Genomic DNA, 22,843 nt, shown 5'->3' with positions numbered 1-22,843 from the left:
GTCACCTCGATCCCTTGCTGATCATAGCGCCGGTGGCGACGGGATTGAACAACGCGGCAACACGGGCGGCCTGGGCCGCGGACTTCCTGCCCGAGCCGATCACCGCGACCGAAGCGGACTCGCTTCGCAGACTGCCGGCGAAATCCCTGATACGATCGCGGTCGACGGCCTCGACTTCGTCAATCAATTCCGACATGGCAACGAAGCGATCCTGCGCCAGAAGTTGCCGCGCCATCTGTTCCGCGTTGACCGAAGAGCTTTCGAGCGCCATCAGCAGGCCTGCCTTCAACTGCGCCTTGGCGCGCAGCAACTCGGCGTCGGTCGGGCCAGCATCCGCAAGCGACGCAAACTCGCCGGCCACAACGGCCGCGAGTTCGTCAACCATCTCAGGTCCCGTTGCTGCGTGAACGGCCAGCATTCCGGTGTCTTTAACTCCCCAAACCGTCGAATAGATCGAATAGCAAAGGCCTCGATCTTCGCGGACTTCCTGAAACAGACGAGAGGACATCCCGCCACCGAGCAGTCCGGAAAAGACCTGAGCGGTGTAGAATGCAGGTTCCAGGCACGACGGCGACGGCAGGCCGATCAGAACGTGGCTCTGTTCGAACGGCTTGGCCGAGGCTGTCGATCCGCCCCGATAGCGCGCTAGCGATTCGGTTCCACGACGGCGTTGAGTGAGCCCCCCGAATAGGGCTTCAACGTGGCGGACGATCTCGTCGTGGTGGACAGCACCTGCGGCAGAAACCACAATCGCTTCAGGGAGATAATGCTCGTCGAGATAGCCGCTCAAGTCGGCGGCGCGAAATCGGCCGACGCTGGCCTTCGTTCCGAGGATCGGGCGACCGATCGCCTGCTCGGGGAATGCCACGCTTTGCATCAGGTCGAAGATAATATCGTCGGGGCTGTCGTCGGTGGAGGCGATTTCCTGCTGGATGACAACGCGCTCGCGGTCAAGGTCTTCGGGCGCGAACTTCGAGTTGAGCAGGATGTCGGCGATCAATTCGAGTGCGACGCCTTCGTCTCCCTTCAGCACGCGCGCATAGTACGCGGTGGTATCGAGGCCCGTCGCCGCGTTGAGATCGCCGCCGACGCTTTCGATCGTCTCGGCGATCATGCGGGCGGACCGAGACTTCGTCCCCTTGAACGCCATATGCTCGAGAAAATGCGACAGGCCGTGCTGGTCGTCGCGCTCGTGACGCGAGCCGACGGCCACCCAGACGCCGAGCGACACCGTTTCAAGATTGGGCATCCGGTGGGTCGCAACGCGGACGCCGTTCGAAAGTGTCGTCAGCTCGGTGGTCATTGCGAGGTTCCGGCCGCCACGCGGCAATGCTTCAAGACGAAATTCTGCACCGACGAGAGACTGTTCGGCAGCGTATCGAATTTCTCGGCATCGGTCATGAGATGCGCCTGATGCGCGGGCAATGGCGGGCGCGCACCGGTAATGGCCTCGATTGCGTCCGGAAACTTCGCGGGGTGAGCAGTCGAGAGAATGACGGTGTTACCTTCCGGAGCGACACGCTCGGCGGCCACGAACGCGCACGCCGTGTGCGGATCGAGAACATAGCCGTATGCAGTTTTCGTGCGGCGGATCGCGTCCGCAACGTCGGCTTCCGATGCCGAGACAGCGGCGAAATCCTGCTTCAGCCGCGAGCCCGTGCGGCCAAGCTCGAAACTCCCCGTGGCGATGAGCGATGTCATCGAACTGCGGACGAAATCGGCGTCACGATCCGACGCCTCGAACAGATAGCGCTCGAAATTCGACGATATCTGAATGTCCATCGAGGGTGACGACGTGGCGATGACGTCCTTCATCGCGTAGACGCCCGTCGCGACGGCGCGCGGCAGGATATCGTTCTCATTGGAGGCGATGATGAGCTTTTCGATCGGAAGACCCAGGCGCTTTGCGACATAGCTCGCGAAAATGTCGCCGAAGTTTCCGGTCGGTACGGAAAACGACAACGGCTCACTCGTTCCGATGCGCGACGCCGCCCAGAAATAGTAAGTGACCTGCGCGACGATGCGGGCCCAGTTGATCGAATTGACGCCGGATAGCTCGACGCGATCCCGAAATGCGTGATCGTTGAACATCGCTTTGACGAGCGCCTGACAGTCGTCGAATGTGCCTTCGATCGCGACGGCATGGACGTTCGGCTCCGTCGGCGTCGTCATCATGCGGCGCTGGACGTCGGACACGCGGCCTTTGGGAAACAGGATCACCACGTCGACGCGCTTCGACGAGCGGAAGGCCTCGATGGCCGCGCCTCCAGTATCGCCCGACGTCGCGCCGACGATGGTGGCGCGGGCGCCGCGCTTCTCGAGCACGTGATCCATCAGCCGCGCCAAGAGTTGCATCGCAACGTCTTTGAAGGCGAGCGTCGGGCCGTGGAAGAGTTCGAGGATGGTCAGGCCGGGTTTGATTTCGACGAGCGGCGTCACCTCGGACGTGTCGAAGGTCGCGTAGGCTTCCGACGCCATGCGGCGCAGTTCATCGCGCGAGATCTCGTCGCCGGTGAAGGGATGGATGACCTCGACAGCGATTTCGACGAACGGCTTGTCGCGAAACGACGCGATCGTGTCAGGCGTCAGCGTCGGCCAGACTTCGGGGACGTACAGACCGCCGTCGCGCGCCAATCCGGCAAGCAGGACATCTTCGAACCCGAGCGCTTCCGCCCCGCCCCGCGTAGAAATGTATTTCAATGATGCGATCTCACAGTCGACGTGTTGAGGAGCCGTGCCAAGGTAGTGGTCTCAATGGTGCGGAACAAGGCGTGAGCCGGTCCGGCACCCGGATTCCCGGTCATTAAGATTGTCGGGGGCCGTTTTCCAGCGCTTTCAGCCGCTGGCGCGCATAGACCACGAAGATGCAGAGCAACGTCAAGGCGAGGCCGTACCACGTCACGACATACTGCAGATGTGAATTGGGGATAACGACCATCGTCGTCCCGCCCTTCGGCCAGCCGCCGGGGTTTTCCGGCAAGGGGTCGGTGTCGATCGAGAACGGCGCGTAGGCCTGCTGGTTTTCGACCGAAAACAGAAGTGGCGACGGTTGGCCCGCAGCGCCCCATCGCATGGCGTCAACGTCGCGCCAGAACCATTGGTTCGTGGCGTAATTGTTGTCGGGCGTGAACCAGCCCTTGTGTTCGGGCAGGCGGACGAGGCCCGTGATCGTCACCGGACCCTGGATCTGACCTTCGGCGCGTTTCGAAGGGTCCTTGAGGGTATCTGGGACCCAACCGCGATTGACGAAGACGGGCGGCAGTCCGCCCTCCGGCTTCAGCGGCGTGTAAACGTGCCAGCCCTGGCTTTCGGCCTCCGGCGCGTAGAGATGGCGTTCCTGGCTGTGATCGAACGTTCCGGTGACGCGGACGTGCAGGTACTCGACGTCGCCGTCTTTGACATATTTGGCGAGAGCGGCGGGATAGGAGATCGGCTCCGCCGTCCGGCGGGCGTCGATCTTCGCGATCAGGTCTTCCTTCCACGCCTTACGATGCCATTGCCAGTTGCCGAGCCCGATCAGCACGGGCAGCAAAGCGAGCGTCAAAAGCGACGGCAGGATGAGACCAGCGGCACGCCAGCGCGCAAACATCTTCACTCCTTGGCGACGCGACCTTCCTCGGCCTTGTTGCTAAACTGCAGGGCGATCAGGGTCGCCTTCAGGAAGCGCAGCAGGAAGACAGCGAAGATCGGCGTCAGGATACCCCACAGAATAATGTGCATCCACCACGGAACGCCGAATTTGAACTCGGCGATCAGCGCTCCACCGACGCAGAGAAATCCCAGTATGAAAATTCCGAAGACAGCCGGGCCATCGCCGGTGTCGACGAATTTATAGTCGAGGCCACACGCGTCGCACTTGTCGCGCATGGCGAGCGGGTTGAGCGGACCGGCGAACAACGGCGCCTTGCCACAGCGCGGGCAAGCGCATTTCAGCCCTGAGACGAACGGGGACGGAGATGTGCTTGAGCTCGACACCAAGGACCTCGATGTTTCTTCCACCGCAAGCTCAGAGAGCCTGCGAGTTCATTTTGACAAACCGCCGCAAGATACGAGACGCGGGGCCCGAAATGCGAGAGGCGGCTCTAGGGCCGCCTCTTACAATATTATTTTCTGTGGGGCCGAGTTAGTGGCCTCCCGCTACGGTCGGACCCGCGCCCCAGACATAGATGCAGGCGAACAGGAACAGCCAGACAACGTCGACGAAGTGCCAGTACCAGGCAGCGGCTTCAAAACCGAAGTGCTGCTTCGGCGTGAAGGCGCCTCTGATCGCGCGGACCAGGCAGACGAACAGGAAGATCGTGCCGATGATCACGTGCGCGCCGTGGAAGCCGGTCGCCATGAAGAACGTCGAACCGTAGTTGTGGCCGGCGAAGCTGAAGCCCGCGTGGCTGTATTCGATCGCCTGGCAGATCGTGAAGGTGATGCCCAGCAGCACCGTCAGAAGCAGACCGATCACCAGACCGCGACGGTCGTTCTTCAGCAGCGAGTGGTGCGCCCACGTCACCGTGCAGCCCGACGTCAACAGAATGAGGGTGTTGACCAGCGGCAGGCCCCAGGGATCGAACGTATGCTTGAAATAACCCGGAATCGCCGCAGCCGTCTCGGCCGGTACCGGCGGCCATTTTCCGCCGAAGACCTGATCGCGTGTGGTCAGTCCGACGAGCTGGCCGGCATTGTTCATCAGTTCGTGGACGCCAGCCGGGAAAAGTGCGCTGTCGAAGTAGGCCCAGAACCAGGCGACGAAGAACATGGCCTCCGACGCGATGAACATGAGCATGCCGTAGCGCAGGTGAAGCTGCACGACCGGCGTCTGATAGCCTTCGTTGGCTTCGCGGATGATGTCGACCCACCAGGCCCACGCGGTCGCAACGAGCGCCGCAAAGCCGATCGCGAACAGATACCAGCCTCTAATTCCGAGCACGCCTTCGCCGTCGACATGCGTGCGCATCCAGGCGATGCCGCCGATGGCGGTGATCAGCGCTGCAACGGACGCGAGGAGCGGCCAAGGACTGGGATTCACCAGATGATAGTCGTGATGTTTCACATGCGTGTCTGCCATTTCGGTCTCCGTCGTCCCCGTTCGTGCTCCCGGATCAAACCTTGAACTTGCTGGGCTTGCGCCCAAGAGATCAATTTTCGATCGCGCTTCTTTTGCTATTTCGGTTCGTTCTCAGTCGTGTCGCTTCTGCTTTTTTAACCGCCCGATTTTGCAGGCTTGGCCGTCATGTCGGCCGTCGCGTGCTCGACGGGATAGAAAATGTAAGACAAGGTCACTTCCGACAAAATTTTAGTGTCGTTGTCATCGACCATTTTCGGATCAATGTAGAAGGTCACCGGCATTTCGACGGTCTCGTGCGGCTTCAAGGTCTGCTCTGTGAAGCAGAAGCACGCGATCTTGTTGAAGTAGATGCCCATGACTTCAGGCGTGACGTTGAACGCCGCCTTGCCGGTCACCGGCTTGTCCGAAAGATTTGTGACCCGGAAATAGGCCATCGAAGTCTCGCCGAGCTTGACGTCCATCTTGTTGACTTCAGGCTCGAACTTCCAGGCGAGGTGCGGGGCGATATTGCTATCGAAGCGCACCGTCATCGTCCGGTCGAGGATCTTGTCGCTATGTGCCTCGGCGCGCTGCGTGGTGCCGCCGTAACCCGTCAGGCTGCAGAACATGCGATAGAGCGTCGGCGAATAGGCCGTTATTCCGCCCATGACGGCGAGCGCGGCAAGGCAGCCGAGAACAACCGTGCGGTTGCTTTTCGAGCCTTTGCTGGAGATTTCGCTGCCGGGATGCACGTCTGGGCTTTCTCGCATTAGAGCATGCCGTTCGCGGCATTGCTGCCGAGGCGGATGAAGGTTGCGATGTAGAATGCGAGGACCATGAAGCCCAACGTCAGGCCAATCGCAATCGACCGGCGCCGGCGAATTTTTTCCGCCGCAGGGTCGAGTTTGCCATTGTTGGGATTGTCGCTCATCAGATCAGGTCTCAAGCCATCAAGCGGTGGAATAGAGCTTCAACGAACAGCGTCGCGAACAGCGCATAGAGATAGAGGATCGAGAAGAGGAACAACCGGCGCGCCGCGGTGTCGGCTTCGCGGCCTTCGCGCGTGACGTAGACGCGAAACGCGAGCGCGAGGAACACCACGCCCAGCACGACCGACACCCCGAGGTACGCCAAGCCGCCCAGTCCAACAAAATAGGGAACGACAGCAAGGGGAACGAGCAGGATCGAATAGATCAGAATCTGGCGACGGGTTGCATCGGGTCCGGCAACGACGGGGAGCATCGGCACGCCGACACGCTCGTAGTCACGGCAGCGGTACAGCGCCAAAGCCCAGAAGTGCGGCGGTGTCCACATGAAGATGATGAGGAAGAGAAGAAGGCTCGGAAGTCCGATGCTGCCGGTCACAACCGCCCAGCCGATCATCGGAGGGAAGGCGCCCGCGGCGCCGCCGATCACGATGTTCTGCGGCGTGCGGCGCTTCAACCACATCGTATAGACGAAGATATAATAGGCGATCGTCAGGGCGAGCAGAGCGCCCGCGGTCCAATTGACGAGGACGCCGAGCGTCACGACCGAACCGACTGACAGCACGCCACCGAAGCTCAGCGCTTCGTCGGCCGTCACGCGACCGCGCGGCAGCGGACGCGCGGCTGTGCGCGCCATGCGGGCGTCGATGTCCGCGTCGTACCACATATTGAGTGCACCGGAAGCGCCTGCGCCGACGGCGATGCAGATGATGCCGATCATCCCGAGAACAGGATTGATGTGTCCCGGCGCGGCCAACATCGCGGCCAACGCAGTGAAGACCACGAGCGCCATGACGCGCGGTTTCATCAGCTGGATGAAATCGCCGACACTCGGCTCCATAACCAGGTCGGCCTGACCAATTTCGCTTTGAATGCTCATCGCCGGTGCGTCGCCTGCGTCAACCGTTTATCTCGGGTTTGCGAGAGCGGCGGGTTTGCTGATTGCTTACCCGCCGCTCGATGCCTTTGCCTGCAACCGATCAGTGATGATCCGTTGCTGCAATCCGCGGCAGCGTCTCATACGAGTGGAATGCCGGCGGCGAGGGCAGGGTCCATTCGAGCGTCGTTGCGCCGACACCCCACGGGTTGCTCGCAGCCTTCTCCTTACGGATGAAGTACGCGTAGTACATCGAGACGAGGAACACGACCAGACCAGCGGTCGTGAGGTAGGAGCCGTACGACGAAATACGGTTCCAGAAAGCGAACGCTTCCGGATAGTCAGCGTAGTGGCGCGGCATGCCCGACAGACCGAGGAAGTGCTGCGGGAAGAAGAGCACGTTGGCGCCGATGAAGGTCATCCAGAAGTGCACTTTGCCCCAGAACTCGCTGTACATGTAGCCCGACATTTTCGGGAACCAGTAGTACCAGCCGGCAAAGATCGAGAAGACCGCGCCGAGCGAGAGCACGTAATGGAAGTGGGCCACGACGTAGTAGGTGTTGTGGATCGAGCGGTCGATGCCGGCGTTGGCGCACATCACGCCCGTCACACCGCCGACGGTGAACAGGAAGATGAAGCCCAGCGCCCAGATCATCGGCACCTTGAACTGGATCGAACCACCCCACATCGTCGCGATCCAGGAGAAGATCTTCACGCCTGTCGGAACGGCGATGACCATGGTCGCGAACATGAAGTAGGCCTGCGTGTCGACGCTCAGACCCGCGGTGTACATGTGGTGCGCCCACACGACGAAGCCGACGAGACCGATGGCGACCATCGCGTACGCCATACCGAGGTAACCGAAGATCGGCTTGCGCGAGAACGTCGAGACGATGTGGCTGATCATGCCGAAGCCCGGCAGGATGAGAATGTAGACTTCGGGGTGACCAAAGAACCAGAACAAGTGCGCGTAGAGCAGCGGGTCGCCGCCGCCTGCGGGGTCATAGAACGTGGTGCCGAAGTTACGATCGGTCAGCAGCATCGTGATCGCGCCAGCGAGAACCGGCAGCGACAGAAGAAGCAGGAAGGCGGTAACGAGAACCGACCAAGCAAAGAGCGGCATCTTGTGCAGCGTCATGCCGGGTGCGCGCATGTTGAAGATCGTGGTGATGAAGTTGATGGCGCCGAGAATCGAGGACGCGCCAGCGACGTGCAGGAACAGGATCGCGAAGTCGACGGACGCACCAGGATGGCCGATCTTGGACGACAGCGGCGCCACGAGAATCCAGCCCGTACCGACACCGTCCGCATCCGCCGTTCCGGGAACGAAGAGCGAGATCAGCAGCAGGATCATCGCAACCGGCAGAAGCCAGAACGAGATGTTGTTCATGCGCGGGAAGGCCATGTCCGGCGCGCCGATCATCAGCGGCACGAACCAGTTGCCGAAGCCGCCCATCATGGCCGGCATGACCATGAGGAACACCATGAACAGGCCGTGGCCCGTGACCAGGACGTTATAGGTGCCGGGATTGGCGAAGTACTGAAGACCGGGCTCCTGAAGCTCCAGCCGCATCATGACCGACAGGATGGTGCCGATGATGCCCGCGAGGATCGCGAACAGGAAATACATCGTGCCGATGTCTTTGTGGTTCGTCGAACAGAACCAACGCCGGAAAAATCCTGGAGCGTGGTCGTGACTGTCTCCAGCTGCGTGTGCTGTGCTTCCCATAATTCCTAGAGCCCTTGTCCCGGAAGTTTCTTCGAGTGTGTGTTTCAGCGCGTTAAGCGGTGGGCGCGACGCCCACCGTTAACAAGACATCGTCTACTGAGCAGCCGCGACGGACTGATTGGCGTGAGCCGCAGCGTCGTCGTTCAAGATCTGCTGGGCCTTCTTCTTGTCCTTGGCCTTCAGAGCGGCCATCCAAGAGTCATAAACCGGCTGATCGACGACGCGGACCACGATCGGCATCGCGGAGTGCAGCTTGCCGCAAAGAACCGAGCACTGGCCGAAGAACGTGCCGAGCTTCGTCGCCTTGAACCAAACGGCTGACGTACGACCCGGAACAGCCTGCATTTTCACGCCGAACGACGGGATCGTCCAGGAGTGGATAACGTCGGCGGACGTGACCAGCATGGTCACAACTTTGTTCACCGGAACCGCGATTTCCTGGTCGACGGACAGACGGCGAATCTTGTGATCCTCAGCCCAAATCGGAGCAGAGTCCTTGTATTGCGCTTCCGTCAGAGCAGTGCCTTCGAGCGCGCCGTATTTCTGGTCATACGCATCGTCGCCGAGCTTGGCGCGCAGGACGTCTTCGTCATTGACCATGTTGGACGTGATCGTGATCTTGTCGTCCACGTACTCATGTTCCCAGAACCAAGCGTTGCCGACGGCCTTGATCGTCACATCGGGCTTGGGGAACGAATACTGATTGAAGAGCAGATGGAAGGAAGGAATGGCGATCCCGACGAGAATGAGGATCGGGACGATCGTCCAAGCAACCTCGAGCATCGTGTTGTGGGTCGTGCGCGAGGGGACCGGGTTGCGCTTCTCGTTGAAGCGGAACATCACCCAGAGCATCAAAACGAGAACGAACAGGGTGATAACGATGATGATCGTGTTCACGACATGGAAGAGAGAGGAAATCTGATCCATGATGGGGCTGGCGGAGGCCTGAAGGCCGAGTTCACCGCTCGTCGGCTGGCCTAGGCCGGCGAAGGCCGCTTCCGTACCACCAAAAGCTAGCGTCATGCAGGCGATCGCCAAAACGGCGATCATGCCGAACATCCTCTTAGACATTCCTTCGCTCCCAATATGTCGGACCGGCAATGGCCTTAGGACCGACAATCTCCCATTTTCCGATATGCCGCCGCGGCCTACCGTCCCCGCCGATTTTTGCCCGGCTTTTTCTGACCGGGAACGCCTTCGTCCAAGCGCCGAACCGTCGTTCATCTGCTAAGGCAGGTTGATACAGAGCACAAGCGCTACGATTGACTCAAGTCAAGTCTATGCGTCATTTGTTCGCGAAAAAACCACATGTGCGGCGGCCGAATCATCTTAGCGAAATCTGAGGATTTGTTCGCCGGGAGGAACAGAATTCGGCCGAAATCCTGGTCGACGAAGCGGCCTCTCGTTCGAACACTCGGGCTCCGTCCGGTGGGCAACGCCCGCCATACCAGGGAAATGCTCTTGTCAATTCTCAAGCGACGCCAACTCGGCCGCGTCTCGAGTCCGCATCGCGACCGAGCCGGAACGCGGATCTTGCGCCGGCTCTTGTCGGCCGCCGCTCTTGGGATCGTCCTCGCAATCGCGCAGGCCGTGCCGTCGCCTCTTCAGTCAAATTCCGCGTTTGCTGTCGAGACCCCGGAAGGATCGGTCAAGTCGCAGCACGGCGACTGGCAGGTCGTCTGCAAAGATCCTCCGGCCGGATCGAAGAGCCCTGTCTGCGCGCTCGTCCAAAGCGTCACCGCTGAGGACAAGAACAACATCGGGCTCACCGTCTACTTCCAGAAGTTTTCAAACGGCACGCGCGTGCTTCGCGTCTTTGCGCCGTTGGGCGTCCTGTTGCCGCCGGGCATTGGGCTGAAGATCGACGATAAAGACGTCGGACATGCGCCGTTCCTGCGCTGTCATAGTTTCGCGTGCTATGCCCAGGTCGTCGTCGACGACCCGCTCATCGAGCGCCTGAAGACAGGTAAAACGGCGATTTTCATCATCTTCCAGACGGAAGAGGCCGGCATCGGAATCCCGATTTCGCTCAAGGGATTCGGCGAGGCGATGGGCGAGCTGAAATAATCGCTCCGCTTCGGCGACGCGCAGAGCGCGTCGTCTTCATCGGCTTCGAAGGCAAGCGTTGAGAAGGTCACGCGACCTTGCGCTGCTCGTAGCTTTCGGTTGGCGCTTGCTCGCGATCCAGAAGGATCAGCGTATCGCGAGAGCGCTTGGCCGGCATCGGTAACACGATTGGAGCAACGGACTGGGTCGCGGTGCTGGCAACCGCGAACATGCGCGGAGCGGCGTCGGTGCAGTTTCCAATCATGGTCTGCCAAAGCTCGGCGCTGAGTTTCGCTGCATCTGCAGGCGAAGATGCCCGACACATCTGATGGGTCCAGCGAAGAACCGCCTGCGCCTGCCGAGCCTGGAGCCCAGCCAGTTCAAGCTGGCTGCCGCCGATGGCTTTCAGATATGGCTGCCAAAAAAAGGACGTCGTATCGATGGTGTCGAATAGAGTTTGGTAAAATGAAAAGTACGGTGAAGTATTTCTCGGAGATTGCTCCGCAAAACCCGCCATTGCGTCCTCCCAGACACAAACAACTTACAGAATACCGACTAACAGACGGCCCTTGTCTCGATCCGTTTCATTCCGCGAGGCTTGAGGCGCGCGATCTTTGAGTATCACGCCTCTACGACGATAGCATTTCACAGCTACGTGCTTCGCATGAACGCCAGCGGCCGTCCTTGATCTGGATCTGGGGTGTCTTGACGGCAAAGCAATGGCGTTCGGTCAAAGAACACAAACTACTCCCCATCGATAAGAATTCGCGCGGACATACTTTGTTCACGTTGACGACTTGATCCGCGTGCCGCGGATATAGTCACCTAATTGAATAGAGTTTTGTTTCGCATTTTGAGTTGTGCAGATGCGGCCGCGTTCGGGGGGTCGAGAACGGTGTCGTCGAGTCGCGATCGTAGGCGCGAGCGCTACGACGTGCCTGCTCTTTTGTTCCGTAAATTCAGCGGTTTCGCAGCCGATCGATCCTCCGCCGGAGGGCGTGCAAGTCGCGTACGGATGGCGGGAAGCCTGGACGGGCGTCGACGCCGCGCGGGATCAATGGCTGGCCTATTCCGGAATGACGATCGCTCCTTGGAGCCGGGATATTTACAGCGACGGGCTGCGCCTGCGCCTCGGCGGGGGATACGGGCAGTACGGCTACGATATCGATCCGTCACGCCATGATACTTGCGAAAAAATTGTTCTCGGAGCCTGCGATGATCCGGGCGGAGGCAAAAAGCATTACAAAGTCGGACAAACCTACGCCGAACTGCTGATCGGCTACTATCTGCGCCTCGGCGCTCTGACTGCGAAAGCGTTCGCAGGAGCGTCCATGTCGCGTCAGAAGCATATTACCGACGTTCCAAAAACTGCAGACGATAACGGCAATGGCGACGGCACCTACGTTGGCGCCAAGGCCGCCCTGGAACTATGGCTGGATATCAATCCCAAAGCATGGACTTCGCTCGATGCCAGCTACGCGACGGCGCGCGATGAAACGTCGTTTCGATGGCGTGCCGGCTGGCGGGTTACGCCGCAGATCTCGGTCGGCCCAGAGCTTCGGTACGATAAAAACAGGGAGACCGACGACGGTTTCTGGGACGACAAAGAAAGCCGGTATGTTCGATACGACTGGGATGGCCGGGCAGGCCTTTTCGGCCGGTACGAATGGCAGGGCGGAGAACTGTCGCTCGCGGGAGGGTTCGCAAGCCCTGTCGAAAACTGGACAGCGCGGGATAGATCAATTTACGGCACCCTGAACGTGCTATTGCAATTCTAGCGAAGCAGAGCGGGACTTGGAGAGCGATGACGAAGCCGATCACGATCGCAGCACTGCTTCTCGCCGCCGCGTCATCTCCGTTTCTGATCTCGAGCCCCGTCAAGGCCGGAGCGTGCTCGCAGACCTCGGTCATGGCTCGGGGCGAGGAATCCCGCTTCGTTTGGATGGCCAAGGTCAAAGCCCGGGCGCTGTGGCGGCAAAAGGTTCGCGCGATGCCGGGTCTCGGTCCCAATTATGCGAACTGGGCGCGGGCGCAGAACACGGAAGAGCGCTGTCTTACGGGCGGTGCGGGCACTGTCTGCATCTTCACCGGCACGCCCTGCCTGCCGTGACCCTTGCGGGGACGTATCCCCTCAGCACCGCATCCACCACATTCGCCATCGCTATCCGCGCGAAACGCGATTTTTGAGTGGCATTAGCAACTGCCGGGCTTTACCTGTTTCCTTGAGCATTCGACCATGCAGACGCCCTCAAAACCGTGGGCTCCACAGGCGAACGCGCCGAGTAGGAGCGATAGGCTGCGGGACCTGTCGCTCCTCTTCGCGCAGAGGCGCGCCGCGTCGCCTTCTTTAGAATTAATCCATTGAAATCATGTTGTTGTGCTGGCGGACCGGTTGCCTCCGTGACGCGCGCAAACGTAGACGGATTCTATAAAACGAACACTTATTCGCCTTGACGCGACCGTATTCTTGCGACAAACAGAACGCGCATTCTTTTATTTATGCCGCAACCGGAAACTCTGTTTTCGCAGATGCCAAAGCTCAAGCCTGACACCCATCGCGCCCGGCGCGAGAATATTCTGGATGCCGCGTTCACCTGTTTCGCGCGTGGCGGCTTCCACGCGACGACCATGCAGGCGATCTGCCGCGAAGCCGGGATCAGCCCGGGCGCTCTCTACGTCTATTTCGACAGCAAGGAAGCGCTCATCGCCGGGCTTTGCGAGCGCGATCGCGCAGAGTTTGCCGAGCGCTTTGCTCGGCTCGCGGAAGCACCCGATTTTCTCGAAGCGCTGGCGGCGATCGGCGAACACTACTTCGTCGCTGAATCGCACGAGAAGCAGCGCTTCGTCGTCGAAATGGGGGTCGAGGCGACACGCAATCCCCGCATCGCCGAGATCTTCATGGGCGTCGACAAATACTGCTCCGCGAGCTTCGAAGCGTTGTTTCAGCGCCTAAAGGACGAGGGGCGCATCGCACCGAATGTCGATATTCCGACGCTTGCGAAAGTTTTCAGCGTGCTCGGCGACGGCATGTTCTGGCGCCGCGCGATCGAACCGAAAGCGGACATGCGATCGGTTCTGCCCGTGATCATCGAAATGGTCGGGGCGCTGCTCAATCCGACTGATGAACTTCCGGTCGCTCGCAAGGCCGCCGCTTTCGAGGTGCGCCGATGACTTTCGGAAAAATCGTAACGACGCTTGCGGTGATCGGCGCCCTCGCCGGTGGCGGGTATCTCTTCATCGAGAAACGGCAGACGGAAGCGATACAGGCCGAGCGAATGGAGGCTGCAAAGCCCACAGCCGCTCCTGCCATCACCGTTTCCAAAGTGACGACGAACGACTTCGTCGAGACGGCCGTCGTTTCCGGCTCGCTCATTCCGCGCGAGGAAATTCTCGTTTCGCCGGAGATCGAAGGCTTGCGCGTGTTGCAGCTGCTCGCCGACGAAGGCGATCGCGTAAAGAAGGGCGACATTCTCGCCCGCCTCGTGTCGGAACAGATCGACGCGCAGATCGCACAGAACCAGGCAAATCTCGCGCGCTCGGTCGCGGCTATCGCGCAGGCGGAAAGCCAGATCGCGCAGGCCGAGGCGCAGGCAAAGGAAGCGGCGGCTCAGCTCGAGCGCGCCGAACCCTTGAAGAAGTCCGGCTATCTGTCGGGCGCCACCTATGACCAACGCGAGAGCGCCGCGCGCACGACTGCCGCGCAACTCGTGGCCGCGCGCGATGGACTGACGGCGGCAAAGGCCGACAAGGCGCAGGTCGAAGCTCAAGGCCGCGAACTGCAATGGCGGCGAAGCAATACAGACGTGACCGCTCCGCAGGATGGCGTCATCAGCCGGCGGAACGCGCGCATGGGTGCGCTCGCATCATCCATCGGCGAGCCGATGTTCCGCATCATTCAAAGAGGCGAAATCGAACTCGATGCGGAGATCGTCGAAACCGAGCTGAAAAACGTCAAGGTCGGACAGAAGGCCGTCGTGAATGTGCCGCAGATCGGCGACTTTGAAGGCAAAGTTCGACTGGTCTCGCCGGAGGTCGACAAGACGACACGTCTTGGGCGCGTGAAGATTTTCCTCGGCTCCAATCCGCAGCTCCGGATCGGATCTTATGCGCGCGGCCTCATTGAAACGGCGCGGAGTCGAGGCCTCGGCATTCCGACGTCTGCCGTCACCTTCGATCAGGGCACAAACTTCGTGCAGCTCGTCGTCGACAACAAAGTCAAGAAGCAGGCCGTTCGGCTTGGTCTGATCAGCGGCGACCTCGTCGAAGTCAAAGACGGCCTCAACAACAGCGATCTCGTCGTGACGCGCGCCGGCACGTTCCTGCGCGACGGCGATACGGTGCGCCCCGTGATACCCGAGGCGAAGCTGAGCGAGGTTCGCTGATGCGGATCAACATTTCGGCTTGGTCGATCCGTCGTCCGGTTCCGGCGATCGTTCTGTTCGCGGTGCTCATGCTGCTCGGCTTGCTGAGCTTCCGGCAACTACCGGTCACGCGCTTTCCCAACATCGACATTCCGCTAATCTCGATCCTCATCACGCAATCGGGCGCGGCACCGGCCGAGCTTGAAACGCAAGTCACGAAGATCGTCGAAGATTCAGTCGCCAACATTACCGGCGTCAAACACATCACGTCGACGCTGACCGACGGAACGTCGACGACGATCATCGAATTCCGGCTCGAAACAAACACGGATCGGGCGCTGAACGACGTCAAGGATGCGCTCGCGAAAGTTCGCGGAGACCTTCCGCGCACGATCGACGAACCAGTGATCGAACGCATCGACGTCGAAGGACAAGCGATCCTGACGTTCGCTGCGACGTCTCCCGGCATGACGCTCGAACAGTTGTCGTGGCACGTGGACGACGTCATCAAGCGTCGGCTGCAGGCGACCAAGGGCGTTGGCCGCGTCGAGCGCTACGGCGGCGTCGATCGCGAGATCCGCGTCAATCTCGATCCAGACAAGCTGCTGGCGTACGGCATCAGCGCCGCGGATGTGAACAAGCAGGTTTTCGCGACGAACGTGGATCTCGGGTCGGGGCGTGGCGAAGTCGGCGGCCAGGAGCAAGCCATCCGCACGCTGGCGGGCGCGCGGCAGGTTACGGCGCTGGCGGATGCAAAGATCATTCTTGCCGGAGGGCGCGAAGTCCGTCTCAAGGATCTCGGCACGGTCGTTGACGGTGCGAGCGAGCAGCGCGCGTTCGGACGTCTCAACGGCGAGCCGGTCGTTTCGTTTTCGGTCTTTCGCACCAAGGGCTCAAGTGAGCTTTCCGTTTCGGACGCCGTCAACGAGTCGCTGAAGGAGCTTCAGGCGGCCGACCCCGAGGTCAAGCTGACGAAGATCGATGACGCGGTCGCCTACACGCGCGGCAACTATGTCGCCGCAATGGAAGCGCTGATCGAAGGCGCGGTGCTCGCGGTGCTCGTCGTGTTCCTGTTTCTGCGCAACATCCGCGCGACGGTCATCTCGGCGATCGCGTTGCCGCTTGCGGCGATCCCGACATTCTGGGCGATCAGCGCGATGGGATTTTCGCTCAATCTCGTCAGCCTGCTCGGCATTACGCTTGCGACCGGCATTCTCGTCGACGACGCCATCGTCGAAATCGAGAACATCGTGCGTCACATGCACATGGGCAAGAAGCCCTACCGCGCCGCGCTCGAAGCAGCCGACGAAATTGGCCTCGCCGTCATCGCCATCACATTGACCATCGTCGCGATTTTCGCGCCCGTCTCGTTCATGGGCGGGATCGCGGGGCAATACTTCCGTCAGTTCGGCATGACCGTCGCCGTCGCGGTGCTGTTTTCGCTTCTGGTCGCGCGCCTTATCACACCGATGATGGCTGCCTACTTGATGCGGCCGATCCCTGAGAAGCCGCATGTCGATGGCCCCCTGATGCGCGCCTACACGCGCTTCCTGCAGTTGACGTTGCGGCATCCCTATCTGACGCTGATCAGCGGCGTGGCGCTCTTTTCCGCTTCCGTGTACGCGACGACGCTGCTTCCGACAGGCTTCCTTCCGGATGAAGACACGTCGCGCGTCGTCGTCGCCGTCGAGCTACCGCCTGGCACGCAGCTCGATGAGACGAGCAGAAAAACCGACCACATGGTGACCGTGCTACGGGCTATTCCCGAAGTGAAACAGGTCTTCGTTCTGGGCGGCACCAGCCCCACGGGACAGCTCGATGTTCGCCGCGCGTCGCTGTTCGTGCAGCTCGTGCCGAAGACGAAACGAAAGCTCACCGAAAAGCAGCTCAAATCGATCATCGCGGCGAAACTTGCCGACGAACCGGACAGCCGCGCCTGGTACATCAACGAGCGCGGCGAGCGCGAGCTTTCCTTCTCAATGTTGTCGCGCAGCGGCGACGATCTCAATCGCGCGATCGGTCAAGTCGAGGGTGCGCTGCGGCTCGTTCCAGGATTCCGCAACGTCGCGGCTTCGGGATCGACGGACCGGCCCGAGATTCAGATCGTTCCGCGTCTCGATGAGGCTGCGCGCCTCGGCGTTGCGCCGGAGCAGATTTCCGAAACCATTCGTGTTGCCACGATCGGCGACGCGGACTTCAACCTCGCGAAATATACGGTCGGCGACCGCCAGGTGCCGATCCGCGTTCAGCTCGACGAAGCGACGCGCACCGACTTGAAGCGGATCGAGCAGCTTCGCCTCACCAACGCGCAGGGCAAGGCCATTCCTCTGACGGCCGTCGCGTCCGTCGAATTCGGGCGCGGGCCGGCCGCGATCGAACGCTTTGACCGGCTACGGCGCGCCGTCGTCGGTGTCGATCTCGATCGTGGCGTGCCGTTGAGCGTTGCGCGCGACCGCTTCCTGAAAGTCATCGAGGAGCAGAATCTACCTGCGTCCGTCACTCTGCAGCCGTCAGGCGACGCGGAGGTGCAAGACGAAGTCGCGAACGGCTTCATCACCGCGATGGGGACCGGCATCCTGATCGTGCTCGGCTTGCTCATTGTGCTGTTCGGGAGCGTCTTCCAGCCGGTGACAATTCTGCTGTCGTTGCCACTGTCGTTCGGCGGCGTGGCGCTGAGCCTACTCGTCACCGATAATTCGATCAGCATGCCGGTTTACATCGGCCTGCTCATGCTGATGGGCATCGTCACCAAGAACGCGATCATGCTCGTCGACTTCGCGATCGAAGAGATTGCGAACGGCATCGAACGCGGCGTGGCGATCGTCGACGCCGGCCGCAAGCGCGCGCGTCCCATCATCATGACGACGCTGGCGATGGCGGCAGGCATGCTGCCCAGCGCCTTCGCGCTCGGAGACGGCGGCGAATTCCGAGCGCCCATGGCGATCGCGGTGATCGGCGGCTTGCTCGTATCGACGTTGCTGTCTCTGATCTTCGTGCCGTCGTTCTTTACCGTAATGGACGACTTCGGCTGGCTGATGCAGCGCATTTTCGGCCGCTTTATTGGTCCTTCGGATGAGGAAGACCAACCAGCCGCCGATCAAGGCAAGGATAATGCCCAGTCGAAACAGGGGCAGCTGCCGCTCGCCGCGGAATAAATCGGAAAGGTTATTTGCGCGGGGAGTTGTGCGTGACAGGCGCGCTCACTACGTTTCCGGCCGTAGCGTTCGCAACGGAAGGACCCCCACCATGTTCGACGCCAAATCCATTCTCGAAAACATCGTGCGCGGTGCAGCATCCTCTCAGCCTTCCGGCGCGACCGGCGGCGGTGGCGGCCTCGGCGATCTGATCAACGAAATCGGCAGGAGCCTGTCGCAACAACAAGGCGGTGCGCCAGCCGGTGGACAGACGCCGGCTTCCGGAACATCGGGAACGAGCATCGGCGACATCCTCGGCGATCTCGCACGGCAGTTCGGCCAGCCGTCATCCAACGCAACGCCGGATTCGCCGCCGCAGGCACCATCATCGTCTCCTGCTTCACGAGGCGGTGCTTCTTCGCCGGACCTCGGAGATGTTCTTGCGCAGATCAAGGATAAGCTCAATCAGGCTGGCGGCGCGGTCTCTGACGGCGGAAGCATTACGGACATCCTCGGCAAGATCCTCACTCAGGCGACGCAGGGCGTGAGCGAAGGCGCATCGCGCGTCGGACAAGCGACCGGTGCGTCGGATGCTCTTGGACGTGCTGCAGCCGATCCCAGAGCCGCAGAAATTCTCAATCAGCTGAAAGGTGTGCTGCAGTCCAATCCGTTCGCTGCTGGCACCGCGGCGGGCGGGCTCGGCGGACTTCTGCTCGGAACGACCGTGGGACGTTCGCTCGCATCGAGCGCCGTCAAGGTCGGCGCGCTCGCGATGATCGGCGGGCTCGCCTACAAGGCGCTGCAAAACTATCAGGCAGGCAAACCGCTCATCACCGGCGCAACGACGCCGGTCGCGCCTCCGGCTGGCTCGGGCTTCGAGCCTTCGGCGGTGACGAACGACGCGGCCGTTCACTACATCCAGGCGATGATCGCGGCTGCGGCGGCGGATGGACGGATCGATGCCAGCGAACATGAAACGCTGGTCGCAAGCCTGACGCAGGCCGGCGCGGGCAGCGACGCGGAAGCGTTCATTGCGCAAGAGCTGAACCGGCCGCGCTCTGTGCAGGAACTCGCCGCGTCGGTGAATTCTCCGCAAGAGGCAATTCAGCTTTATACGGCGGCGCGCATCGCGGTCGCCGACAACTCGCCGGCTGAACAACAATTCCTCGCATCGCTGGCGGCGGCTTTGAATATCGATCCAAAGCTCGCGGCTCACGTCGATGCGACGGCGAAGGCGGCGGCCTGATAGCCCGTCGTCACTCGGATCGCCGGAAACATTCGTGACATGAAAAAGGCGCTGACCGGTTGGTCAGCGCCTTTTGATTGCGTTTCGTCAGGTGGCTTTGTTCAGTTCGTCTTCGACGTGCTGTTCGTCGACGCAGACGCCTGATTGTTGTCGAGCTTGAAGAACGTGTCGACGCGCATGCCGGTGAAGAGCGGCGGATGGCCGTCGAGATCGACCATCACTTCGACGACTTCGACATCGTTCGGGCGTCGGGGTCCGCGCGTTGCGATGCGCGGAGCAGCAAGCGACTGCGAAATCGACGTCACCGTTCCTTCGAACGTTTTATCCGGGAAAGCATCTGCCTTGACGACGACGCGCTGGCCGACGCGAACCTTCGCCGCGTCGCGTTCTTCGACTTCGGCGCGCAGCCTGAGGCTCGACATATCACCGAATACGACGAGCGCGCTGTCGGGCGACGGCACGGCGGTTTCGCCGACCTTGGCCAGCATGTTCAAAACCGTACCATCGGCCGGGGCGCGGATGCGCGTGCGTTCGAGCGCCAGTTCCGCCGATGTGAGATCGGAACGTGCGAGAGCGAGCGACGATTCAAGTCGCTGCGGCAGAGGCATGCCGGGCTTCGCCTCGACTTCGCTCAGCTTGTTCTTGGCGTCTGCTAAAGCTTCCTTTTTCGATACGAGGTCTTTACGCGCCGCTTCAACGGCGTCGTCGCTGCCTTTATCAGCCTTGGCTGAGCGATAGGCCGCGTCGAAGGCTTCATGGGCCGCGAATACCGCGCGCTGCGCCTTTGAGAGATCGTCCTCGGCGTTGCGGCGATCTTGCGCCAGGCCGGAGACCTGTTCCTCGCTGCGCTCGCGCTCACGCACGCCAGCTTCGGAAGCTGCGGCTGCGACCTTCGTGTAGTAGTCGGAATCATCGAGACGGAGCAGCAGATCGCCGGCTTTCACCTGATCGTTCGTCTTGGCGAGGACTTCGACGACCTTGCCGCCGACTTCGCTTGCAATGCGAACTTCACCGTCCTTCGGCTCGACGCGGCCCGTAGCTGAGGCTGCCCACTGCGGAACAGGAACCGGCGTATCGGCGCGCGCAGATCCTGCAAGGTTGCTGAGCGCCGTCCGGTCGCTGAACGTCTGGATTCCCACTCCAAGCGTGACTGCGATGGCAGCCGCGATCAGGATGGTCGAAACCGCGGGATCGATCTTTTTAAGCATGCAGCTTTCGCCTCTTCGTCAAATCGGTGATTTCCGGAGCATTGATGCCCTCGGGTCTGCGTTCTTCGCCGACGATCCGGCCGTCCTCGATGCGGACGACGCGGTCGGCATACCCCAGGGTTCGGGGATCGTGCGTCACGGCAAGGACGCTGCGGCTCTGTTCCTTCGCGATCCGCGACAGCAGCGACATGACGGCATGTCCGTTTTCGCTGTCGAGAGCGGCGGTCGGTTCGTCGGCCAGTACGATCGACGGCGAGCTTGCGATCGCGCGCGCAACCGCGACACGCTGCTGCTCACCGCCGGACAGGTTGCCTGGGTAGTTCGTCAGCCGGTGGCCGAGCCCGACCTCGCGCAGCACCTCCTCGGAGCGGCTTGTGGCTGCGAAACCTTTCACGCCGCGCACGTCGAGCGCTATGCGAACGTTCTCGAGCGCGTTCAGCGTCGGGAAGAGGTTGTAGGACTGGAAGATGAAGCCGATGTGGTCACGCCGGACCTTCGCCAACTCTTCCGCCGAAAGGCCGTCGAGCGACTGATCGGCAATACGGATCGTGCCCGAGGTTGGCTTCATGATGCAGCCGAGAATGGACAGCAGCGTCGTCTTGCCGGAACCCGATGGCCCCATGAGAAGCGTCAACTCGCCGGGGACGAGATCGAGTGTGACGCCTTTGACGGCGACCACCAGACCCGCGCCGGAGCCGAGCTCCTTGACGACATTTTCAGCATGTAAAACGGAGGACGTCGTCATCGCGAGAACACCGTAGCCGGATCAATTTTCGTGACTTTGACGATGGCTGAAAGCGCCGAAATCGAGCACATGAAAAGCGTCAACGCGAACAGCCAAAATGCCAAGCCTGGAGTCATAACGAGCGGTAGCGACGAATTACGGCTGGCGTAGAGAACCAATAACGCGATCGCCATGCCGAGAACGTAACCGATCACCGCGCTGAGACCGGCCTGAGCCAGAATAACTTTGTGAATGTAGGACTTCGACGACCCCAGCGCACGCAAGGTCGCGAATTCGTGAATGTGATCCTTGGTGCTCGAATAGAGCGTCTGGGCGACGATCACCGTGCCGACGAGACTGCCGAGGATCGCGCCGCCGATCAGCGCCAAGCCCGCACCGGTGCGGAACAGCCATTGCAGCAGACTGCGGCTTTCGAACTCGTCCTTTGTCAGCACGTCAGCGGACTCGAGACGGCCGGCGAGATCAGCCTGCACCTTCGCCATGTCAGCGCCGGGCGCCAGTTTCACGAGAAGGAACGTCGATCGGTCCTCGGGCACGCCAAGAAGCTGACGAGCACGATTGAGCGTCGTGTAGGCGTAAGGCGATTGCGTGAACGAGCGGATGCCTTCGGTCAGCGCCCTGATTTTAACGCGGCCGTTGGCGGCCTGCGCGCTGTCGCCGATGCCGGAGACGCCGAGTTCCCCGAGATAGCTGCGATCGATTGCGATGGCGTCGGGCGCCTTGATGTCGTCGAGCGTGCCTTCGACCAGTGACCAGGGGACGAGGCCGCGGTCCTCGGCGTCGGAGCCGACGAGCACGACACGAGACGATCCGCCGGACGGCTTACGCCATTCCGCGAATGAAACGACGAGCGGCACGACGCTTTCGACGCCGGGCGTCGCGAGCGCCTGATGGCGTTCGCGATCCGTGAGCAGTACGCCACCGTCCTCGAAACTCTTCGCACCATAGGTGGTTATAAAGAGATCGGCGTTGGAGCGCGCGATATTGGCGGTGATCATCTCGCTCGAACCGAGGTACAGGCCAAGCTGCACCGCGACCAGCACGATCGAGAACAGGATGCCGATCAGCGTCACGGCGAGGCGCACACGATCGTGCAGCAAGTTGCGAAGCGCGAGAGTAAAGATCATCTCAATGCCGGGTCTCGTGTTGCAAACTGGGATATCGGCTTATTCCGTACAGAGCCTTTCAGCGGCTCCAGCTGCCTGACTTCGTATAGCTCTAATGCGAGCCTGCTGCCATCGCGAACCCCGTGAGAAATGCGCGCGTCCTGATGCCAGGAGCCTGTCGCGGCATTGGGTCCGGCACCGGAAATCGCCGGAAAGGCTTAGCAGCCGGTTAACAGTTTCACTCCAATGTTTCGCCGTTTTCGAGGCATAGGAGTGAAAACGTGGTCTTTACTCTGCGGTTTATTGTCATGCGTTCTAGAACTATTTCCCCGTTTTCAGCTGGTCTGCTTCGCTTGGTTACCGCCGC

The 22,843-nt window shown here is 61.1% G+C and carries 21 protein-coding genes; 7 read left to right on the top strand and 14 right to left on the bottom strand.

The features are described 5' to 3' along the window. Position 1: 1 nt before the first annotated feature. From HYPGJ_RS13840 to coxB, 10 genes are all read right to left on the bottom strand, one after another. Positions 2 to 1,303 carry a pitrilysin family protein gene (locus tag HYPGJ_RS13840; RefSeq protein ID WP_046847665.1) on the bottom strand — a complete coding sequence of 434 codons (1,302 nt, stop codon included), beginning with the start codon at positions 1,301 to 1,303 and terminating at the stop codon, positions 2 to 4. Then, the gene (gene thrC / locus HYPGJ_RS13835; RefSeq protein WP_046847664.1) at positions 1,300 to 2,700 is read right to left on the bottom strand and encodes a threonine synthase; all 1,401 of its coding nucleotides are present in this window, start codon (positions 2,698 to 2,700) and stop codon (positions 1,300 to 1,302) included. The genes HYPGJ_RS13840 and thrC overlap by 4 nt, the downstream gene beginning before the upstream one ends. A 103-nt stretch (positions 2,701 to 2,803) precedes the next feature. Beyond that, positions 2,804 to 3,589, bottom strand: a complete 786-nt coding sequence (locus HYPGJ_RS13830; RefSeq protein WP_046847663.1) for an SURF1 family protein — start codon at positions 3,587 to 3,589, stop codon at positions 2,804 to 2,806. Positions 3,590 to 3,591: 2 nt separating this feature from the next. Continuing rightward, a complete protein-coding gene (locus tag HYPGJ_RS13825; RefSeq protein ID WP_052750910.1) occupies positions 3,592 to 3,897 on the bottom strand; it encodes a DUF983 domain-containing protein in 306 nt (101 codons plus the stop codon). A 226-nt stretch (positions 3,898 to 4,123) separates the two neighbouring features. Continuing rightward, positions 4,124 to 5,059 carry a cytochrome c oxidase subunit 3 gene (locus HYPGJ_RS13820; RefSeq protein WP_046847661.1) on the bottom strand — a complete coding sequence of 312 codons (936 nt, stop codon included), beginning with the start codon at positions 5,057 to 5,059 and terminating at the stop codon, positions 4,124 to 4,126. A 134-nt stretch (positions 5,060 to 5,193) separates the two neighbouring features. Further along, complete coding sequence (locus HYPGJ_RS13815; protein WP_046847660.1) at positions 5,194 to 5,808, bottom strand: cytochrome c oxidase assembly protein; 615 nt, start codon at positions 5,806 to 5,808, stop codon at positions 5,194 to 5,196. Next, positions 5,808 to 5,969 (bottom strand): hypothetical protein, encoded by a 162-nt coding sequence (locus HYPGJ_RS13810; protein WP_013216860.1) that lies wholly within the window; start codon positions 5,967 to 5,969, stop codon positions 5,808 to 5,810. Before HYPGJ_RS13810 ends, HYPGJ_RS13815 begins: the two co-directional genes overlap by 1 nt. A gap of 11 nt (positions 5,970 to 5,980) precedes the next feature. Further along, positions 5,981 to 6,904, bottom strand: coding sequence for a heme o synthase (locus tag HYPGJ_RS13805; protein WP_046847659.1), 924 nt, complete (start codon positions 6,902 to 6,904; stop codon positions 5,981 to 5,983). A gap of 100 nt (positions 6,905 to 7,004) precedes the next feature. Beyond that, positions 7,005 to 8,630 carry a cytochrome c oxidase subunit I gene (gene ctaD / locus HYPGJ_RS13800; RefSeq protein WP_046847658.1) on the bottom strand — a complete coding sequence of 542 codons (1,626 nt, stop codon included), beginning with the start codon at positions 8,628 to 8,630 and terminating at the stop codon, positions 7,005 to 7,007. A gap of 93 nt (positions 8,631 to 8,723) precedes the next feature. Further along, the gene (gene coxB / locus HYPGJ_RS13795) at positions 8,724 to 9,701 is read right to left on the bottom strand and encodes a cytochrome c oxidase subunit II (protein ID WP_052750909.1); all 978 of its coding nucleotides are present in this window, start codon (positions 9,699 to 9,701) and stop codon (positions 8,724 to 8,726) included. Positions 9,702 to 10,085: 384 nt separating this feature from the next. Here coxB and HYPGJ_RS13790 point away from each other — a divergent pair, with 384 nt between their 5' ends. Continuing rightward, positions 10,086 to 10,697 carry an invasion associated locus B family protein gene (locus HYPGJ_RS13790; RefSeq protein WP_101536136.1) on the top strand — a complete coding sequence of 204 codons (612 nt, stop codon included), beginning with the start codon at positions 10,086 to 10,088 and terminating at the stop codon, positions 10,695 to 10,697. Positions 10,698 to 10,764: 67 nt separating this feature from the next. Here the strand turns inward: HYPGJ_RS13790 and HYPGJ_RS13785 are convergent, their stop codons facing one another. Further along, complete coding sequence (locus HYPGJ_RS13785; protein ID WP_046847656.1) at positions 10,765 to 11,193, bottom strand: hypothetical protein; 429 nt, start codon at positions 11,191 to 11,193, stop codon at positions 10,765 to 10,767. Between the two features lie 481 nt (positions 11,194 to 11,674). Between HYPGJ_RS13785 and bcsS the strand changes: the two genes are divergently transcribed. From bcsS to HYPGJ_RS13755, 6 genes are all read left to right on the top strand, one after another. After that, the gene (bcsS, locus tag HYPGJ_RS13780) at positions 11,675 to 12,454 is read left to right on the top strand and encodes a cellulose biosynthesis protein BcsS (protein ID WP_244466151.1); all 780 of its coding nucleotides are present in this window, start codon (positions 11,675 to 11,677) and stop codon (positions 12,452 to 12,454) included. Positions 12,455 to 12,480: 26 nt separating this feature from the next. Continuing rightward, positions 12,481 to 12,786 (top strand): hypothetical protein, encoded by a 306-nt coding sequence (locus HYPGJ_RS13775; protein WP_046847654.1) that lies wholly within the window; start codon positions 12,481 to 12,483, stop codon positions 12,784 to 12,786. 419 nt (positions 12,787 to 13,205) lie between these two features. Beyond that, positions 13,206 to 13,847: a TetR/AcrR family transcriptional regulator gene (locus tag HYPGJ_RS13770; RefSeq protein ID WP_046848417.1), complete on the top strand. Its 642-nt coding sequence runs from the start codon at positions 13,206 to 13,208 to the stop codon at positions 13,845 to 13,847. Beyond that, positions 13,844 to 15,058, top strand: coding sequence for an efflux RND transporter periplasmic adaptor subunit (locus HYPGJ_RS13765; protein WP_046847653.1), 1,215 nt, complete (start codon positions 13,844 to 13,846; stop codon positions 15,056 to 15,058). Before HYPGJ_RS13770 ends, HYPGJ_RS13765 begins: the two co-directional genes overlap by 4 nt. Further along, positions 15,058 to 18,192: an efflux RND transporter permease subunit gene (locus HYPGJ_RS13760; protein WP_046847652.1), complete on the top strand. Its 3,135-nt coding sequence runs from the start codon at positions 15,058 to 15,060 to the stop codon at positions 18,190 to 18,192. The genes HYPGJ_RS13765 and HYPGJ_RS13760 overlap by 1 nt, the downstream gene beginning before the upstream one ends. Before the next feature lie 91 nt (positions 18,193 to 18,283). After that, positions 18,284 to 19,417, top strand: coding sequence for a tellurite resistance TerB family protein (locus HYPGJ_RS13755; RefSeq protein ID WP_046847651.1), 1,134 nt, complete (start codon positions 18,284 to 18,286; stop codon positions 19,415 to 19,417). Positions 19,418 to 19,518: 101 nt separating this feature from the next. Here the strand turns inward: HYPGJ_RS13755 and HYPGJ_RS13750 are convergent, their stop codons facing one another. The 3 genes from HYPGJ_RS13750 to HYPGJ_RS13740 are packed head-to-tail and all read right to left on the bottom strand — an operon-like array spanning position 19,519 to position 22,497. Next, positions 19,519 to 20,625, bottom strand: a complete 1,107-nt coding sequence (locus HYPGJ_RS13750; RefSeq protein WP_046847650.1) for an efflux RND transporter periplasmic adaptor subunit — start codon at positions 20,623 to 20,625, stop codon at positions 19,519 to 19,521. Beyond that, positions 20,618 to 21,370, bottom strand: coding sequence for an ABC transporter ATP-binding protein (locus HYPGJ_RS13745; RefSeq protein WP_046847649.1), 753 nt, complete (start codon positions 21,368 to 21,370; stop codon positions 20,618 to 20,620). Before HYPGJ_RS13745 ends, HYPGJ_RS13750 begins: the two co-directional genes overlap by 8 nt. Next, complete coding sequence (locus tag HYPGJ_RS13740; RefSeq protein ID WP_083984132.1) at positions 21,367 to 22,497, bottom strand: ABC transporter permease; 1,131 nt, start codon at positions 22,495 to 22,497, stop codon at positions 21,367 to 21,369. The genes HYPGJ_RS13745 and HYPGJ_RS13740 overlap by 4 nt, the downstream gene beginning before the upstream one ends. Between the last annotated feature and the right edge of the window lie 346 nt (positions 22,498 to 22,843).

The organism is Hyphomicrobium sp. GJ21 (assembly GCF_001006785.1).
In the GTDB taxonomy this organism is placed as follows: Bacteria; Pseudomonadota; Alphaproteobacteria; order Rhizobiales; family Hyphomicrobiaceae; genus Hyphomicrobium_B.
The sequence above is the reverse complement of the archived record's forward strand: the minus strand, read 5'-3'. Positions and strand labels throughout refer to the sequence as shown.